The organism is Pseudomonas sp. Sample_20 (assembly GCF_004307585.1).
Lineage (GTDB): Bacteria > Pseudomonadota > Gammaproteobacteria > Pseudomonadales > Pseudomonadaceae > Aquipseudomonas > Aquipseudomonas atacamensis.
On record NZ_RCOA01000007.1, the window covers coordinates 1 to 16,005 of the forward strand.

Below are 16,005 nucleotides of genomic sequence, written 5' to 3' on the forward strand. Positions count from 1 at the left end.
GCCGTCTGCTGGCGCGCATCCTGATCGAGAAAACCGGTGGTGGCGACGGCCTGCGTCTGCGCGCCATCGTCGTGCGCAAAGGCGCCGAGAACGACCTGACCAAACGCGCCAGCCTGCTGCGTCGCGATTCGGTACACGGTTCGTTCAACGGCACCATTACCATCGATGAAGAAAACAACACCATCACCGCCAACGGTAACCTGATCCAGGTGATCTACGCGAAGAACCCGACCGAGGTGGATTACACCCAGTACGGCATCAAAGACGCGCTGCTGGTGGACAACACCGGTGTCTGGCGTGACGCCGATGGCCTGGGCCAGCACCTGGCCTGCCCGGGTATCGACCGCGTTGTTCTGACCGCGCCTGGCAAGGGCAAGCTGAAGAACATCGTTCACGGCATCAACCACGGTGAAATCACCGCTGACGACAAGATCGTCTCGGCTGCTTCCTGCACCACCAACGCCATCGTGCCGGTGCTCAAAGCGGTCAACGACAAGTTCGGCATCATCAACGGTCACGTCGAAACCGTTCACTCGTACACCAACGACCAGAACCTGATCGACAACTTCCACAAGGGCGATCGCCGTGGCCGCAGCGCCGCGCTGAACATGGTGATCACCGAGACCGGTGCCGCTACCGCTGCTGCCAAGGCTCTGCCTGAGCTGGCCGGCAAGCTGACCGGTAACGCGATCCGTGTGCCGACGCCAAACGTGTCGATGGCCATTCTCAACCTCAACCTTGAGAAAGCCGCCACCCGCGAAGAGATGAACGAGTACCTGCGCTACATGGCGCTGCACTCCGAGCTGCACAAGCAGATCGACTTCGTCAATTCGCAGGAAGTGGTGTCGACCGACTTCGTCGGCTCGCGTCACGCCGGTGTGGTCGATGCTGAAGCGACCATCGTGCAGGACAACCGCGTCGTTCTGTACGTCTGGTACGACAACGAGTTCGGCTACAGCTGCCAGGTGGTTCGCGTAATGGAAGACATGGCTGATGTGAATCCGCCAGCGTTCCCGCGCTAAGCCTCAGGCTTGAATGAAAACGCCCCGGCATTTTGTCGGGGCGTTTTTGTTTGTGGAGTGATCGTTCCCGCTCTGCTTGGGAACGATCGCGCTGGCGGGTGCGATCTAACTGGCGCCGCCAACCACAGCAGCCTGCGCCGTGCGCAACTCATGCCGGTTGCCACGGAACAATACCAACGTCGCAATCAACCCCAACACCGCCGCGCCGCTGAGCCAGATGCCCGGTGCTGCCTTGTTGTCCAGCACGTGGATCAGGTAGGTACACGCCGCCGGGGTAAAGCCGCCGAACGTCGCCGTCGCCAGGCTGTAGGCCAGCGAGAAACCGGTCGTGCGCACTTCCACCGGCATGATCTCGGTCAGCGCCACCACCATCGCGCCGTTGTACGAGCCATAGAGGAAGGACAGCCATAGTTCGACAATCAGCAAATGGCTGAAGCTCGGGTTCGCCACTAGCCATGACAATGCCGGATACGCAGTGAGGATCGCCAGAATCGTCGCCGCCAGCAGTAAGGGTTTACGGCCGATCTTGTCGGATACCGCGCCCATCACCGGTAGCCAGAAGAAGTTCGACAAGCCGATGCACACCGTCACCAACAGCGCATCGAGATCAGACAGGTGCAGCTCGGCCTTGCCAAACGTCGGCGTGTACGCAGTGATCAGGTAGAACGAAACCGTGGTCATCACCACCAGCGCCATGCCGGCAATGACGACGCCGAAGTTCTGGCCGATCGAGCGGACGATCTCGCCGAGGGTAGGGCGGTGGGTTCGCGCTTGGAATTCCGGAGTTTCTTCCAGCGAGCGACGGATGAAGAAAATCACCGGCACGATCATGCAGCCAATCAGAAACGGCACGCGCCAGCCCCATTCGCCCATCTGCTCCGAACTCAGCCAGTGGTTGAGGCCAACGCCGAGCAGACCGGCGAACACCACGGCTGCCTGTTGGCTGGCCGACTGCCAACTGACGAAAAAGCCTTTACGCCCCGGCGTAGAAATTTCCGCCAGATACACCGACACGCCGCCCAGTTCCACGCCCGCCGAGAAGCCTTGCAGCAAACGGCCGAACAACACCAGCAGCGGCGCGGCGACACCGAGCGTCGCGTAGCCGGGTACGCAGGCAATCAGCACTGTACCGGCGGCCATCATCGCCAAAGTGATGATCAGTCCTTTGCGCCGTCCGTGACGGTCGATATAGGCACCGAGGAAAATCGCCCCCAGCGGGCGCATCAGGAAGCCGGCACCGAAGGTCGCCAGCGACAGCATCAGCGAAGCGAAGGCGCTGTCGGTGGGGAAGAAGGTTTTGGCGATGGCCGTGGCATAGAAGCCGTAGACCATGAAGTCGAACATTTCGAGGAAGTTGCCGCTGACAACGCGAAAGATCGCTTTGCCTTTGCCCGTGGTGGAGGACATGGGAGGTACTCACTGTTCAATTTTGTATAAAGGCGTTGCAGCCATGGGGAAGCGAGCGGGCGCTTGTAGTTCATAATGGCCGCCGTGGTTTTGCGGGGAGATGAAGAATTGTTAACTGGACGCTGGTGGGGGCTTGTGGTCTTGGCGGCGGCTTCGGTCGGCTGCGGCACCGGCGATTCCCTGGAACAGGTCGGTGGCTCGACCATGGGCAGCACCTGGTCGGTCAAGTACGTGCGCCACGCCGGGGGCGCCGATCCTGCGCGCGTGCGCGGCGAAGTGCAGGCCGTCCTCGGTGAAGTCGATCAACAGCTGTCGACTTACCGAAGTGACTCCGCCATCGAACGTTTCAACGCCTTGCCCGCCGATAGCTGCCAAGCCATGCCGGCAGCGGTGCTCGAATTGGTCCGCATCGGCGAACAGCTTTCAATACAAAGTGAAGGCTCCTACGACCTGACCGTAGAGCCGCTGCTGGACCTCTGGGGATTCGGCCCGCAAGGACGCGAAGAAAAGATCCCTGATGCGGCCGCGCTGGCCGAGGTCATGCAGCGAGTCGGTCATCAGCATCTGCGCATCGACGGCGAGCAGTTGTGCAAGGACGCCGCCGTCGAAGTCGACTTCAACAGTATTGCCGCCGGTTACGCCGTGGATGCCATCGCCGCCAGATTGCAGGGCATGGGCATCGACAATTACCTGGTTGAAGCCACGGGCGAACTCAAAGCCCGGGGCAAGAAGCCGGATGGTTCAGCGTGGCGCATCGCTCTCGAAGAGCCTCGCGATGACCAGCAAGTGGCCGAGCGGATTATCGATGTCGATGGCTACGGCGTGTCCACCTCCGGTGACTACCGCCTCTATTTTCTGCAGGACGGTCGGCGTTATTCCCACACCTTCGATGCACGCAGCGGGCGACCGGTCCTACACGACCTGGCGTCAGTCACGGTGATTCATCCTTCAGCGCTGATGGCCGATGGACTATCGACGCTGTTGCTGATTCTCGGGCCGGAAAGGGCGCGGGACTATGCCCAAAAGCATGACATTGCTGCATTCTTTGTCCTGCGTGCCGATACAGGTTTCGTCACCCGCAGCAGTCAGGCATTTACGCAGCTTGTCGGCGAAAAAAACTGACCGAAGACAAGACGAAAGCTGGCGTTGTAGTGCAGGCAAAAGTAGCCTACGACGCGACCAAGGGTTAATGTGCGCGGCGTTGACGCTTCTATAGACTGTGTCCGGGTTCTTCACTGGCCCCCAATTGTTCCTTCGCGCCGCCGTTCGGCGTGATTTAGCCGCCGGTGCTGCTGGCACCGCGGCCTGTTCTGAGGAGTACGCATGGCTGTCTACAACTACGACGTGGTGGTACTGGGTTCCGGCCCGGCGGGAGAAGGCGCGGCAATGAACGCCGCCAAAGCGGGGCGCAAGGTCGCGATGGTCGACAGCCGTCGCCAGGTCGGCGGCAACTGCACCCACCTCGGCACCATCCCGTCCAAGGCACTGCGTCACTCGGTGCGGCAGATCATGCAGTTCAACACCAACCCGATGTTCCGCGCGATCGGCGAGCCACGCTGGTTTTCCTTCCCGGACGTGTTGAAAAGCGCCGAAAAAGTCATTTCCAAACAAGTCGCATCGCGCACCGGCTACTACGCCCGTAACCGCGTCGACGTGTTCTTCGGCACCGGCAGCTTCGCCGACGAGCAAACCATCGAAGTGGTCTGCGGCAACGGCGTGGTCGAGAAGCTGGTGGCCAAGCACATCATCATCGCCACCGGTTCGCGTCCGTATCGCCCGGCGGACATCGATTTCCACCACCCGCGTATCTACGATAGCGACACCATCCTCAGCCTCGGTCACACCCCGCGCAAACTGATCGTTTACGGCGCTGGTGTGATCGGTTGCGAATACGCATCGATCTTCAGTGGTCTGGGTGTGCTGGTCGAGCTGGTCGACAACCGTGGCCAGTTGCTGAGCTTCCTCGACTCGGAAATTTCCCAGGCGTTGAGCTACCACTTCAGCAACAACAACATCACCGTGCGCCACAACGAAGAGTACGACCGCGTCGAAGGCGTGGACAACGGCGTGATCCTGCACCTGAAATCCGGCAAGAAGATCAAGGCCGACGCCTTGCTCTGGTGCAACGGCCGTACCGGCAACACCGACACGCTGGGTCTGGAAAACATCGGGGTCAAGGTCAACAGCCGTGGCCAGATCGAAGTTGACCAGAACTACCGCACCTGCGTGGAAAACATCTACGGCGCCGGTGACGTGATCGGCTGGCCAAGCCTGGCCAGTGCCGCCCACGACCAGGGCCGTTCGGCTGCTGGCAGCATCGTCGACAATGGCAGCTGGCGCTTCGTCAATGACGTGCCGACCGGCATCTACACCATTCCGGAGATCAGCTCGATCGGCAAGAACGAGCAGGAGCTGACCCAGGCGAAAGTGCCGTACGAAGTCGGCAAGGCCTTCTTCAAGAGCATGGCGCGGGCGCAGATTGCCGGTGAGCCGCAAGGCATGCTCAAGATCCTCTTCCACCGCGAAACGCTGGAAGTGCTCGGCGTGCACTGCTTCGGTTATCAGGCGTCGGAGATCGTTCACATCGGTCAGGCGATCATGAACCAGCCGGGCGAGCTGAACACCCTGAAGTATTTCGTCAACACCACGTTCAACTACCCGACCATGGCCGAAGCCTATCGGGTAGCGGCGTACGACGGCCTCAACCGGCTTTTTTGACGGGCTCCGGCCGGTGGCCTGAGCCGGCCGGGGAGACCGATTTCAGCAATTCTCAAGGGTGGCAGTGGCCAAACCGGGAAAGTCTGTAATCAGGCTGTCAACGCCGAAGTCGGCGAGTCTGCGCATCAGTGCAGGCTCGTTGACGGTCCACACCGACACATGCAGGCCCTGACGCTGCGCCTTCTGCAGGCGTTCCGGCGTACACAGCGTCCAGTTCAATGCGAGAATCTCGCAGCCGTAGCTCGCCGCGACTTTCAGCGGATCGAGCCAGGCGTATTCGGCCACCAGGCCACGGGATACGTCGGGTACCAGATCCAGCGCTGCCTTCAAGACTTCCCGCGAACTCGAAGTGATCGTCACCTTGTCGAGCAGGCCGTGGCGCTGAGCCATTTCCCGAATCGCCAGCACGGTAGTCGCCGCGCGGGTGCGTGATGCGCTTTTGACTTCCAGCTGCCAGTGCTCGAAATCACATTGCTCGAACAACTCTTCCAGCGTTGGAATCGGGCACGGCTTGATCCAGCCCGGGCCGCCCTTGCGTGCGTCGTAGGTCACCAGTTCGGCGGCGGTGTGCTCGACGACTTTGCCGCGACGGTCGGTGGTGCGCTTGAGCGTCGGGTCATGGATGACCATCAGCTCGCCGTCCTTGGACAGGTGCAGATCCAGTTCGCAGCGACGCACGCCGTGCTTGAGGCATTCCTGAAAGCTGCTCAGGGTGTTTTCCGGTGCTTCGCCCTTGGCGCCGCGGTGGCCGTAGATGAGGGTCACGGTGCTTCCTTAAGTTAAATGCCAGATTCGTTCTGTTCGCGGGCCAGACGGCGTTCCTGAGCCTGCTTTTGCAAGATGTAGCGCGCGAGCAATTGGCGCTGGGCATCGGTCGGACGCTCGAACTCGGTGCCGACGTCATAGCCATCGCCCTTGGGATCGCAATGGGTGACCCGGGCACGCAGCAGCAGGCCAAGCGCCTGCGGCATCAGTACCAGTTTCACCGACAGGTGTGCGCCGGTGGCAATCGGGGTCGGGTACTGAAAGTCGATCCCGCCCTCGGAGATGATCACCGGCTGCGGCTCGCCGATGTGGCCGAGCACGGTCAGGGCGATCACCTGGCTGAGCAGGTCGATGCGTTTGTTCTGCGATTTGAGAAACGCGGCGATGGCGCGGTCGCGCTCGCTGATCTGCCGCAACAGGTGCTGCGACTCGAATTCGCTCAGGTGCAGTTCGCTGAGCAGGTTGAAGAGTGGGGAAGCATCCTGCAACACTTCCTGGCCTGCGGCTTCGGGAGCGGACAGGGGCCGAATTTCCAGTGCGATCGTGTCCTCGATACGGTAGTATTCGCGGCGATCTTCTTCATCTAATGTCGACATGGCGAACCCATGGTAGCGGCGGTGGTCTGAGTGTAAAGCTGGTTTTCGACCCCCGCCACAAGGACGTTCCTTTTCCCTCCGAACAAGCCCCGACATGTTCAGACCTCTCTTCGTATTTATCGGCACGCGTTATACCCGTGCAAAGCGTCGCAATCATTTTGTGTCATTCATTTCCCTGACTTCGATGATCGGGCTCGCCCTTGGCGTGGTCGTGATGATCGTCGTGCTGTCGGTGATGAACGGCTTCGATCATGAGATGCGCACCCGCGTGCTGGGCATGGTGCCCCACGCTACTCTCGAGACCGGCGAGCCGATCAATGACTGGCAAAGCCTGGCCGACAAGGTCAAGCAGAACCGGCAGGTGACGGCGGTGGCGCCGTTCACCCAGATGCAGGGCCTGCTGACCAACAACGGTCAGGTTTCCAAGGTGTTGCTCAACGCCATTGATCCTGCGCTGGAGCGCAATGTGTCGATCATCGACAACTTCATGAAGCAGGGCAAACTCGACGACCTGACGCCCGGCAGCTTCGGCATCGTCATCGGCGACAAGGCCGCCACCAAGCTCGGCGTCGGCATTGGCGACAAGGTCACTTTCGTTGCGCCCGAGGTCAGCGTGACCCCGGCCGGCATGTTCCCGCGCATGAAGCGCTTCACCGTGGTCGGGATTTTCCATGTCGGCGCCGGTGAGCTCGACGGCTACCTCGGCGTGACCAATCTGCAGGATCTGGCGAAAATGCATCGCTGGAAAGCCGATCAGGTGCAGGGCCTGCGTCTGAAGTTCGACGACCTGTTCCAGGCCCCGCGCGAGGCGTGGAACATTGCCCAGCAGCTCGGCGAAGATCGTTACTACGCCCGCGACTGGACGCGCACCCACGGCAACCTGTATCAGGCGATCCGCATGGAAAAAGCCATGATCGGGCTGCTGTTGCTGCTGATCGTCGCCGTCGCCGCGTTCAACATCATTTCCACGCTGGTGATGGTGGTGAACGACAAGAAGGGCGACATCGCCATTCTGCGCACCCTTGGCGCCACTCCGGGCACGATCATGCGCACGTTCATGGTTCAAGGCACAGTGATCGGCGTGGTCGGCACGGCGATTGGCGCGGTGGTCGGGATCCTCGCGGCACTGAATGTCAGTGCGGCCATTTCGGCGCTTGAAGGGCTGATCGGCCACAAGTTCCTTAATGCTGACGTGTATTTCATTGATTATCTTCCTTCGCAGGTCCAGAGCCAGGACGTCGTCATGGTCTGCGCCGCTGCGTTGGTCCTGAGTTTCCTCGCCACCCTGTATCCCGCCTGGCGTGCCGCGCGCACCCAGCCGGCGGAGGCGTTACGTTATGAGTGAGTCGGGCATGAGTGAACAAGCAATTCTGAGCTGCCGTAACCTGGGCAAATCCTACGAGGAGGGTCCGGAGTCGGTACAAGTGCTGGCCGGCCTGCAACTGGAGTTGCACCCGGGCGAACGTGTGGCGATCGTGGGTAAATCCGGTTCCGGCAAGAGTACTTTGCTCAACCTGCTCGGCGGTCTCGATACGCCAAGCAAGGGCAGCGTCTGGCTCGACGGTGAAGAACTGTCGGCATTAAGCGAGAAAAAGCGTGGCCTGCTGCGCAATCGCGCGCTTGGTTTCGTTTATCAGTTTCACCATTTGCTGCCGGAATTCACCGCGCTGGAAAACGTCTGCATGCCGCTGTTGATCGGCAAGACCGCCATCCCGGAGGCGCGTCAGCGTGCCACGGCATTGCTGGAGCGCGTCGGTCTGGGCCATCGTCTGGAACACAAACCGGCGGAACTGTCCGGCGGCGAGCGTCAGCGCGTGGCCATCGCCCGTGCCCTGGTGAACAACCCGGGGCTGGTGATGCTCGATGAGCCAACCGGCAACCTTGACCTGCACACCGCCGAAGGCATTCAGGATCTGATGCTGGAGCTGAGCACTTCGATGCGCACGGCGTTCCTGGTGGTGACGCACGACATGAACCTGGCTCGCCAGATGGATCGCGTTCTGCAGCTGCAGGAAGGCTGCCTCACTCCCATCTGACTGGCTGAAACCCGGCGCCCGTAACGGCGCCGGGTCTTTTATTTCTATACGGTGCCCCAGCGAATGTTCAGACCGTTATCGATCTTTATCGGCACGCGCTATACCCGCGCCAAGCGCCGCAATCGCTTTGTTTCGTTCATTTCGATGACCTCGATGATCGGCCTCGCCCTCGGCGTGCTGGCGATGATCGTGGTGCTGTCGGTGATGAACGGCTTTCAGCGCGAAATGAGCTCGCGCATCCTCGGCATGGTGCCCCATGCCACTATCGTTGGCGTCAAGCCGATCGATGACTGGCAGCCGGTGGCCGCCGCCGCGATGAAAAATCCCGAAGTGACGGCCGCCGTGCCGTTCACCGAAATGGAAGGCATGCTGTCCTACAAGGGTTCGATGCAGCCGATTCAGATCAGCGGCGTTGATCCGGCCCAGGAAGGCAAGGTGTCGATCGTTGCCCAGCACATCGTCCAGGGGCGTCTCGATGCCTTGAAGCCGGGCGAATTCGGTGTGGTGATCGGTGAAATCACCGCGCGGCGTTTCCGCCTCAATGTCGGCGACAAGATCACTCTGATCGTCCCGGAAGTCAGCACCGCGCCGGGCGGTATCACCCCGCGCATGCAGCGCCTGAATGTGGTGGGCGTGTTCAAGGTCGGCGCCGAGCTGGACGGTTCGATGGGCCTGATTCATGTCGCCGATGCCGCGACCATGCAGCACTGGCAACCGAATCAGGTGCAGAGCGTGCGGCTGGCGGTCAAGGATCTGTACGCCGCGCCGAAGGTGTCTGCGGACATTGCCAGTGGCCTCGGCGCTGACTTCAAGGCAGACGACTGGACTCACACCCAGGGCAGCCTGTTCAGCGCGATGAAGATGGAAAAAACCATGATCGGCCTGCTGTTGCTGATGATCGTCGCGGTGGCGGCGTTCAACATCATTGCGACGCTGATCATGGTGGTGAACGACAAGGGCGCCGACATCGCGATCCTGCGCACCATCGGCGCCACGCCCCGGCAGATCATGGCGATCTTCATGGTGCAGGGCACGGTGATCGGCATTGTCGGCACCATCATTGGCGGCGTGCTGGGCGTGATTGCGGCGCTCAATGTCAGTGAATTGGTCGGCTGGGTCGAGCGCGTGACCGGCCAGCACATCTTCAGTTCGGACGTGTATTTCGTCAGCAACCTGCCTTCGGAGCTGCAGGGCGGCGATGTGCTGTTGATCTGCTCGGCGGGGTTCATTCTGAGCTTCCTGGCCACGGTGTATCCAGCGTGGCGGGCGGCGAAGATCGAGCCGGCGCATGCGCTGAGATACTCGTAACCTTAAGACCGCCTTCGCGAGCAGGCTCGCTCCCACGGTTGGAATGCATTTCCCTGTGGGAGCGAGCCTGCTCGCGAAGGGGCCGGACCTGCTGGCCTCAGTTCTGCTTCGGTAACTGGATCACAAACCGCGTAAACCCCACCTCCGATTCGCAATGAATCGTCCCGCCATGGGCACGCACGATCGACTGGGTGATCGCCAGACCCAACCCCGCATGCTCACTGCTGCCTTCCTGCCGCGCCGGATCCGCTCGATAGAAGCGGTCAAACAGACGTGGCAGTAATTGCGCTGAAACCCCCTCGCCACTGTTTTCGACGCAGACGCGCACGATCTCCCCCTCGTCGACGATGCTCAAGCGAACGTGGCCCTCGGCCGGGGTAAACCGCAGTGCGTTATCCAGCAGGTTTGACAAGGCCCGGCGCAACATGCCGCGATCACCTTCGATTTGCGCCTCACCTTCACGGCTCAAACTCACGCCGGCGTCTTCCGCCAATGGCGCAAAAAACTCCAGCAGCATGTCAGCTTCATCCGCCAGTTCCAGCGGTTCGCGCTTGGGCATCAGCAAGCCGTGGTCAGCCTTGGCCAGATAGAGCATGTCGTTGACCAGTTGCGCCATCCATTGCAGTTCTTCGAGGTTGCTGTGCAGCGCTTCGCGGTATTCCTCCAGTGCCCGTGGGCGGGTGAGGGTGACCTGGGTGTGGGTCAGCAGATTCGACAACGGTGTGCGCAGCTCATGGGCAATGTCGGCGGAGAACGCCGAGAGGCGCTGAAACGAGTCGTCGAGGCGTTCGAGCATGGCGTTGAAGCTGTAGGCCATTTCCGCAAGCTCTGGCGGCATCTTCTCCTCAGGCAGTCGGGCATTCAGCGATTGCGCAGAAATCCCACGTGCCACTGCGCTCATCCGCCGCAACGGGCGCAGACCGCTGCGCGCGGCCCAGGCCCCGAGCACGGCAGTGGCCAGCGCCGACAGGCCGACGGTCAGCCAGATCAGATGCTGCATGCGCGTAAGAAAATGCTGGTGATGGGTGATGTCCAGCAGCAGCGTCAGTTGTGGCGAATCCGCTGCGTCCGGGTAGAGCGGGGCGCGCAGCACGCGGTAATCGGTGCCGTCATGGCTGATGGTCGACAGGCCGGTTTGCAGGGGCAGATTCTTCGGAATCTGCACCGAGCTGTCGTACCAGTGCTGCCCGTCGCCAGTGGTGATGCGCAACGACAGATCCGCCTGCCGGCTGAGTTCATCGGCCAGCCGCGCCTCGCGCTGGGCAGGTTGGAGATCCTGCAAGGCGCGGCGCAGGCCGATCAGTTTCGTCTCCAGTTGTTGCTGATCGAGTTCGATGAAGTGCGCCTCGCTGGCGCGGTCGAACAGCACCCCGGCGAACAGCGAGACCACCGCAGTGCAGGCGGCAAACAACAGTGCCAGGCGCGTGCTCAAGGACCAACGACGCATCACAGCGAACGCTCTTCGAGCACGTAACCCATGCCGCGCACGGTGTGGATCAACTTGTTGGGGAAGTCATCGTCGATCTTCAGGCGCAAGCGGCGGATCGCCACTTCGATGACGTTGGTGTCGCTGTCGAAATTCATGTCCCAAACCTGCGAGGCGATCAGCGATTTGGGCAGGACTTCGCCCTGACGGCGCAGGAGCATTTCCAGCAGGGCGAATTCCTTGGCGGTCAGGTCGATGCGCTGGCCGCTGCGTTCGACCCGGCGGCGGATCAGATCCAGGCGCAGATCGGCCAGTTGCAAGCTGGTTTCCTGGGCGATCGCGCTACCGCGCCGCAACAGGCTGCGCACCCGCGCGAGCAATTCGGAGAAGGCGAATGGCTTGACCAGATAATCGTCGGCGCCCAGTTCGAGGCCGTGAACCCTGTCTTCCACCGCGTCTTTGGCGGTGAGAAACAGTACCGGCGTGTCGAGGCCGGCGCTGCGCACCGCTTGGAGAATCTGCCAGCCACTGCGCCCGGGCAGCATTACATCGAGGATCAACAGCGCGTAGTCGCCGCTCAAGGCCAATTGCTGGCCGCTGATTCCGTCGGCCACCAGTTCGGTATTGAATCCGGCCTCGGTCAGGCCCTGACGCAGGTACTGGCCGGTTTTCGCTTGGTCTTCGACGATCAACAGTTTCATGGGCGACTCGGGCGGGGTTGGTATTTAGAAGGGCGAGGGCGTTATACCGTGAGATCCGGCGATGAGCGCCAAGCTGACAAAGTTGTAATCTGCCTGTCAGGTCGATGCCAGCCCTGGGTGGTTAGAGTTTCCCACAGGCTGAACCTTCTCTTGTTGGAGTACGACCATGTTTTTGCGCACCTCCCTGAAAATAGCCGCCTGTCTGCTGGCATTGAGTACGCCAGCCTGGGCGACACCGGTGCACACCTTCGCCTTCGGCCAGCCGGCAGCGGCGAGCCAGGCCACGCGCAGTATCGAAATCGTCATGGGCGACATGAACTTCGACCCGAAAGCCATACAGGTCAAGGCCGGTGAGACCATTCGCTTTGTGCTGGTGAATAAAGGCCAGTTACTGCACGAATTCAACCTCGGTGATGCGGCGATGCATGCCAGTCACCAGCAGGAAATGTTGCAGATGCAGCAAAGCGGCATGCTTACGCCTACCGGCATGAAAGAAATGTCCCACGACATGGCAGGCATGGATCACGCGGCGATGGGGCATGGCATGCAGCATGACGACCTCAACAGCGTGCTGGTCGAGCCGGGCAAAACCGCCGAGTTGACCTGGACCTTCAGCAAGGCCACGGCGCTCGAGTTTGCCTGCAATATCCCCGGGCATTATCAGGCGGGCATGGTCGGCAAACTGACAGTCAGTCAGTAAGCACTCAAAGGCGCGGGCAAAGGCTGGTAGAATCCGCTGATTCTTCAGTCAGGTTTCCGCCATGCATCCCGCAGCCGAACATTCGCCGCTGGGCAAATCCAGCGAATACATCGCCACCTACACGCCGTCCCTGTTGTTCCCGATTCCGCGCACCGCGAAATGGGCCGAGCTGGGCCTGACCGCCGAAACCCTGCCGTATAAAGGCGTGGATTTCTGGAACTGCTTCGAGCTGTCGTGGCTGCTGCCCTCGGGCAAACCGGTGGTGGCGATTGCTGAATTCAGCATCCCGGCGGACTCGCCGAACATCATCGAATCGAAGTCGTTCAAGCTTTACCTCAACTCGCTGAACCAGACGCCGTTCGCCGACGTCGCCACATTGCAAGCGACGCTGGTCAAGGATCTGTCCGCCGCTGCCGGCAAACCGGTGGGCGTGCGGGTGCGCGGTCTGAAGGACGTCGAAGCCGAAGGCGTGGTGGCGTTGCCGGGCGTGTGCATCGACGATCTGGATATCAGCGTGAGCAATTATGAGCACCCGCGTCCGGAGCTGCTGCGTTGCGATGATTCGCGGATCGTTGAAGAGAGCGTGCACAGCCACCTGCTCAAATCCAACTGCCCGGTGACCAGCCAGCCGGACTGGGGCAGCGTCGTGGTGGAATATCGCGGCGCGGCGCTGGATCACGCCAGCCTGCTGGAGTACATCGTCAGCTTCCGCCAGCATTCGGACTTCCACGAACAATGCGTGGAGCGGATTTTCCTCGATCTGCAGCGGTTGTTGAAACCTGAAAAGCTCACTGTGTTTGCACGTTACGTTCGCCGGGGTGGGCTGGATATCAATCCGTATCGCAGTACCGAAAGCGTACAGCTGCCGAATCATCGGCTCGTACGTCAATAAAGATCCTGAGTGTGCGATATCCAATGTGGGAGCGAGCCTGCTCGCGAATGCGGTGTGTCATTCAACGATGATGTCGACTGACACGACGCCTTCGCGAGCAGGCTCGCTCCCACAAGGGCTTGCATGCACATTTTGCAAATGAAAAAGCCCTGCCATCGCTGGCAGGGCTTTTTTGTGCGGCGGGGCGTCAGATGCCCATGCTGCCCAGCGTATTCATGATATTGCGCAGGGTGCCGGCGATCGCCGGGTGTTCGACTTCGAAGCGCTCGACCGCCAGGTTCACGCCGTCGGCGATGCTCGCGTCCTGGGTGGCAGTTTCCAGCTGGATTTCCGATTCGATCTGCGCCATCAGCGCATGCAGATCCTCACGCTCGGCTTCCGACAGCGGTGGATTGTGTTCCAGCTGCTCGCGCAGGGTATCGAGCTGTTTTTGCAGTTCTTGGGCGGGCATGGTGGTTTCCTTTTATCAATAGGCACTGGCATTGACCGCAGCCACGCGCCAAAGGTCTATGGCTGACCTTTAGATTAATCCACTCTCGGTAAACCTGCATGACGCCGATCAGGGCTTTTCGCCTTTGGCGCGGCGCAGGCTGATGTCGGCGAGGCAGGCGTCCAGTTCGCCGAGATGATCGATTACCGAATGCACGCCCAGGCCGAACAACTGCACGGTGGCCTTGCCGCGCAACTTTTCGCGTTCCTTTTGTGACAAAGCCTGCCACTCGCTCGGGCTCAGGCCGCATAGCGAGCCACAGGACGCCAGGCCAATCGTCCATAACCCGGCATTCAGACCGGCCTGTAACAGGCGCGGCTCACCACTGACCAGCACGCAGCCGTCGAGGCGGTCGATGTTCAGATCCATCAACGCTTGCCAGCAGGCGTTGGGGGCGGGCCACGGATTCATTGTTGCTGAATGTTGCGTCGGTTTGATCCAGTCTGGCAGCGAGGAGGCCAGTGGCTGAGCGAGGGCAGGGGGCAATTCGTCGAGCCACGCGCAGGGAATTCCCTGGCGCTGCAAACTTTTCAGGCTATCGAGTGCGCCGGGTGTAGTTTTGGCATGTTCCGGCTGGGCGTTGAACTCTTGCGCGGCGCGGGCACCGAAATCCACCAGGCAACCGCTCAGGCCGAACAGCACGGCAGTCAGGCCGGGCGCGGCGACGGGCAAGGTTTCGGCGTGAGTCATGGCAACGTCCCTGAAATAACGCTCAAGACTAGGGCGCTGGGGTGACAGTTGCATGACAGGCGGGTGAAAGCCTGTGTAGGAAACTTCCTGCATATCCTTGCAGCGGCGCACTGCCCAAATCGCCGTTTACGCTTATACTAGCGGCCTTAATGCCTGGGCCGAGAGGTCCGCGCCAGTATCAAATCCAAGGAGTTTTTCTATGCGCTGGAGCCCTTCGCTCACTCAGCTAAGTGTATGTGCCAGCCTGTTGCTGGCGCCGTTCGCCACCCAGGCGGCCACCGAAGAAGACCCTTGGGAAAGCGTCAACCGGCCGATTTTCCAGTTCAACGACTTCGTTGACACATACGCGCTGAAGCCACTGGCGCAGGGTTATGAGTTCATCACCCCGCAGTTCGTTGAAGACGGCATTCACAATATGTTCCGCAACGTCGGTGATGTGACCAACCTGGCGAACAACATCCTCCAGGCCAAACCGGCTGCAGCGGGCGTTGATACCGCCCGACTGATTTTCAACACCACCTTCGGTCTGCTCGGCTTCTTCGACGTCGGCACCAAGATGGGCTTGAACCGCAGCGACGAAGACTTCGGTCAGACCCTCGGTTACTGGGGCGTGGGCAGCGGCCCGTACGTGATGTTGCCGCTGATGGGGCCGAGCACCCTGCGTGACGCACCTTCGAAATACGTCGACAGCTTCACCGGCGCGTACCGCTACATCGACCACGTGCCGACGCGTAATTCGATCTTCGGCCTGAACATCGTCGATACCCGCGCCAGCCTGCTGTCGAGCGAGAAGCTGATCAGCGGCGACAAATACACCTTCATCCGCAATGCTTACCTGCAAAACCGCGAGTTCAAGGTGAAGGACGGTCAGGTCGAAGACGATTTCTGATTTCGACCGGCGACAGAAAGGCGACCCTCGGGTCGCCTTTTTTGTCCGCGCCAGAGCGTCACCGGCGACTGCCACTACCTTCCATCGGGTTACCGTTGGAGCGGTTCTTATAACTCCCGGTGATTTGACAAACAAAGTCGTCAAGCGACAATCGGCGCATGCTTGAAACGCTCTGCGGATGGGAGTACCGTCTGCGCCTTAGAAGGGCACCTCTGTTTAAAACCGCGCGCCAGGCGAATGCTTGAAAGCGCTGCAACAGAGAGGCTAGAAAGCGAATCCAGTAGTCTGCGCAGGGCCGATGCCCCGCTCACTACGCCAACCTAATTCTGGCGCCGTTTGCCCACATGCCAAAAACCAGTGCCACG

Annotated in this window: 16 protein-coding genes and 1 pseudogene; 9 read left to right on the forward strand and 8 right to left on the reverse strand. The window is 60.8% G+C overall.

All coding sequences use genetic code 11. From position 1 onward, the window contains the following. On the forward strand, positions 1-1,022 hold a 1,022-nt coding region (locus D8U70_RS01345), incomplete at its 5' end, for a glyceraldehyde-3-phosphate dehydrogenase (RefSeq protein WP_130887723.1). 105 nt (positions 1,023-1,127) lie between these two features. On the opposite strand, the gene D8U70_RS01350 is transcribed toward D8U70_RS01345, so the two are convergent. Next, the gene (locus D8U70_RS01350) at positions 1,128-2,429 is read right to left on the reverse strand and encodes an MFS transporter (protein WP_130928150.1); all 1,302 of its coding nucleotides are present in this window, start codon (positions 2,427-2,429) and stop codon (positions 1,128-1,130) included. Between the two features lie 75 nt (positions 2,430-2,504). Between D8U70_RS01350 and D8U70_RS01355 the strand changes: the two genes are divergently transcribed. Together D8U70_RS01355 and sthA are read left to right on the forward strand one after the other, a co-directional pair. Next, entirely contained in the window at positions 2,505-3,551 is a 1,047-nt protein-coding gene (locus D8U70_RS01355; protein ID WP_130928151.1) for an FAD:protein FMN transferase, read from the forward strand. A gap of 201 nt (positions 3,552-3,752) precedes the next feature. After that, positions 3,753-5,147 carry a Si-specific NAD(P)(+) transhydrogenase gene (sthA, locus tag D8U70_RS01360; protein WP_016775479.1) on the forward strand — a complete coding sequence of 465 codons (1,395 nt, stop codon included), beginning with the start codon at positions 3,753-3,755 and terminating at the stop codon, positions 5,145-5,147. Positions 5,148-5,189: 42 nt separating this feature from the next. Here the strand turns inward: sthA and D8U70_RS01365 are convergent, their stop codons facing one another. After that, on the reverse strand, positions 5,190-5,912 hold the full coding sequence (locus tag D8U70_RS01365; RefSeq protein ID WP_008087738.1) for a glycerophosphodiester phosphodiesterase family protein: 723 nt from the start codon (positions 5,910-5,912) through the stop codon (positions 5,190-5,192). A 14-nt stretch (positions 5,913-5,926) separates the two neighbouring features. Then, complete coding sequence (locus D8U70_RS01370; protein WP_016775478.1) at positions 5,927-6,508, reverse strand: PilZ domain-containing protein; 582 nt, start codon at positions 6,506-6,508, stop codon at positions 5,927-5,929. 94 nt (positions 6,509-6,602) lie between these two features. Here D8U70_RS01370 and D8U70_RS01375 point away from each other — a divergent pair, with 94 nt between their 5' ends. The 3 genes from D8U70_RS01375 to D8U70_RS01385 all read left to right on the forward strand — a co-directional run bounded on the left by D8U70_RS01375 (position 6,603) and on the right by D8U70_RS01385 (position 9,852). Further along, the gene (locus D8U70_RS01375; protein WP_024013629.1) at positions 6,603-7,853 is read left to right on the forward strand and encodes a lipoprotein-releasing ABC transporter permease subunit; all 1,251 of its coding nucleotides are present in this window, start codon (positions 6,603-6,605) and stop codon (positions 7,851-7,853) included. A gap of 7 nt (positions 7,854-7,860) precedes the next feature. Further along, positions 7,861-8,544, forward strand: coding sequence for a lipoprotein-releasing ABC transporter ATP-binding protein LolD (gene lolD / locus D8U70_RS01380; protein ID WP_016775477.1), 684 nt, complete (start codon positions 7,861-7,863; stop codon positions 8,542-8,544). A 63-nt stretch (positions 8,545-8,607) separates the two neighbouring features. Beyond that, the gene (locus D8U70_RS01385) at positions 8,608-9,852 is read left to right on the forward strand and encodes a lipoprotein-releasing ABC transporter permease subunit (protein ID WP_071173051.1); all 1,245 of its coding nucleotides are present in this window, start codon (positions 8,608-8,610) and stop codon (positions 9,850-9,852) included. A gap of 97 nt (positions 9,853-9,949) precedes the next feature. Here D8U70_RS01385 and D8U70_RS01390 read toward each other — a convergent pair whose 3' ends face one another. Both D8U70_RS01390 and D8U70_RS01395 read right to left on the reverse strand, forming a co-directional pair. Further along, on the reverse strand, positions 9,950-11,299 hold the full coding sequence (locus tag D8U70_RS01390; RefSeq protein WP_130928152.1) for a heavy metal sensor histidine kinase: 1,350 nt from the start codon (positions 11,297-11,299) through the stop codon (positions 9,950-9,952). After that, positions 11,299-11,979: a heavy metal response regulator transcription factor gene (locus tag D8U70_RS01395; protein WP_071173049.1), complete on the reverse strand. Its 681-nt coding sequence runs from the start codon at positions 11,977-11,979 to the stop codon at positions 11,299-11,301. The genes D8U70_RS01390 and D8U70_RS01395 overlap by 1 nt, the downstream gene beginning before the upstream one ends. A 166-nt stretch (positions 11,980-12,145) precedes the next feature. On the opposite strand from D8U70_RS01395, the gene D8U70_RS01400 reads away from it, so the two are divergent. Continuing rightward, positions 12,146-12,679 (forward strand): cupredoxin family protein, encoded by a 534-nt coding sequence (locus D8U70_RS01400; protein WP_130928153.1) that lies wholly within the window; start codon positions 12,146-12,148, stop codon positions 12,677-12,679. A 61-nt stretch (positions 12,680-12,740) separates the two neighbouring features. Further along, positions 12,741-13,571, forward strand: a complete 831-nt coding sequence (queF, locus tag D8U70_RS01405) for an NADPH-dependent 7-cyano-7-deazaguanine reductase QueF (protein ID WP_130928154.1) — start codon at positions 12,741-12,743, stop codon at positions 13,569-13,571. A 26-nt stretch (positions 13,572-13,597) separates the two neighbouring features. Here the strand turns inward: queF and D8U70_RS27890 are convergent. From D8U70_RS27890 to D8U70_RS01420, 3 genes and pseudogenes are all read right to left on the reverse strand, one after another. Then, a pseudogene (locus D8U70_RS27890) lies at positions 13,598-13,702 on the reverse strand (metal ABC transporter ATP-binding protein); the annotation flags it as partial. A 56-nt stretch (positions 13,703-13,758) separates the two neighbouring features. Continuing rightward, positions 13,759-14,022, reverse strand: a complete 264-nt coding sequence (locus D8U70_RS01415; protein WP_016775472.1) for a DUF4404 family protein — start codon at positions 14,020-14,022, stop codon at positions 13,759-13,761. A gap of 108 nt (positions 14,023-14,130) precedes the next feature. Continuing rightward, positions 14,131-14,751 (reverse strand): phosphatase, encoded by a 621-nt coding sequence (locus D8U70_RS01420; RefSeq protein WP_071173046.1) that lies wholly within the window; start codon positions 14,749-14,751, stop codon positions 14,131-14,133. 199 nt (positions 14,752-14,950) lie between these two features. Between D8U70_RS01420 and D8U70_RS01425 the strand changes: the two genes are divergently transcribed. Then, on the forward strand, positions 14,951-15,640 hold the full coding sequence (locus tag D8U70_RS01425) for a VacJ family lipoprotein (protein WP_016775470.1): 690 nt from the start codon (positions 14,951-14,953) through the stop codon (positions 15,638-15,640). Positions 15,641-16,005: the final 365 nt, after the last annotated feature.

Coding starts and splice junctions, on each gene's coding strand:
- queF (WP_130928154.1), top strand. CDS start 12,741: ATGCATCCCGCAGCCGAACATTCGCCGCTGGGCAAATCCAGCGAATAC.
- D8U70_RS01420 (WP_071173046.1), bottom strand. CDS start 14,751: ATGACTCACGCCGAAACCTTGCCCGTCGCCGCGCCCGGCCTGACTGCC.
- D8U70_RS01350 (WP_130928150.1), bottom strand. CDS start 2,429: ATGTCCTCCACCACGGGCAAAGGCAAAGCGATCTTTCGCGTTGTCAGC.
- D8U70_RS01400 (WP_130928153.1), top strand. CDS start 12,146: ATGTTTTTGCGCACCTCCCTGAAAATAGCCGCCTGTCTGCTGGCATTG.
- D8U70_RS01425 (WP_016775470.1), top strand. CDS start 14,951: ATGCGCTGGAGCCCTTCGCTCACTCAGCTAAGTGTATGTGCCAGCCTG.
- D8U70_RS01370 (WP_016775478.1), bottom strand. CDS start 6,508: ATGTCGACATTAGATGAAGAAGATCGCCGCGAATACTACCGTATCGAG.
- D8U70_RS01375 (WP_024013629.1), top strand. CDS start 6,603: ATGTTCAGACCTCTCTTCGTATTTATCGGCACGCGTTATACCCGTGCA.
- D8U70_RS01415 (WP_016775472.1), bottom strand. CDS start 14,022: ATGCCCGCCCAAGAACTGCAAAAACAGCTCGATACCCTGCGCGAGCAG.
- sthA (WP_016775479.1), top strand. CDS start 3,753: ATGGCTGTCTACAACTACGACGTGGTGGTACTGGGTTCCGGCCCGGCG.
- D8U70_RS01395 (WP_071173049.1), bottom strand. CDS start 11,979: ATGAAACTGTTGATCGTCGAAGACCAAGCGAAAACCGGCCAGTACCTG.
- D8U70_RS01385 (WP_071173051.1), top strand. CDS start 8,608: ATGTTCAGACCGTTATCGATCTTTATCGGCACGCGCTATACCCGCGCC.
- lolD (WP_016775477.1), top strand. CDS start 7,861: ATGAGTGAACAAGCAATTCTGAGCTGCCGTAACCTGGGCAAATCCTAC.
- D8U70_RS01355 (WP_130928151.1), top strand. CDS start 2,505: ATGGCCGCCGTGGTTTTGCGGGGAGATGAAGAATTGTTAACTGGACGC.
- D8U70_RS01390 (WP_130928152.1), bottom strand. CDS start 11,299: ATGCGTCGTTGGTCCTTGAGCACGCGCCTGGCACTGTTGTTTGCCGCC.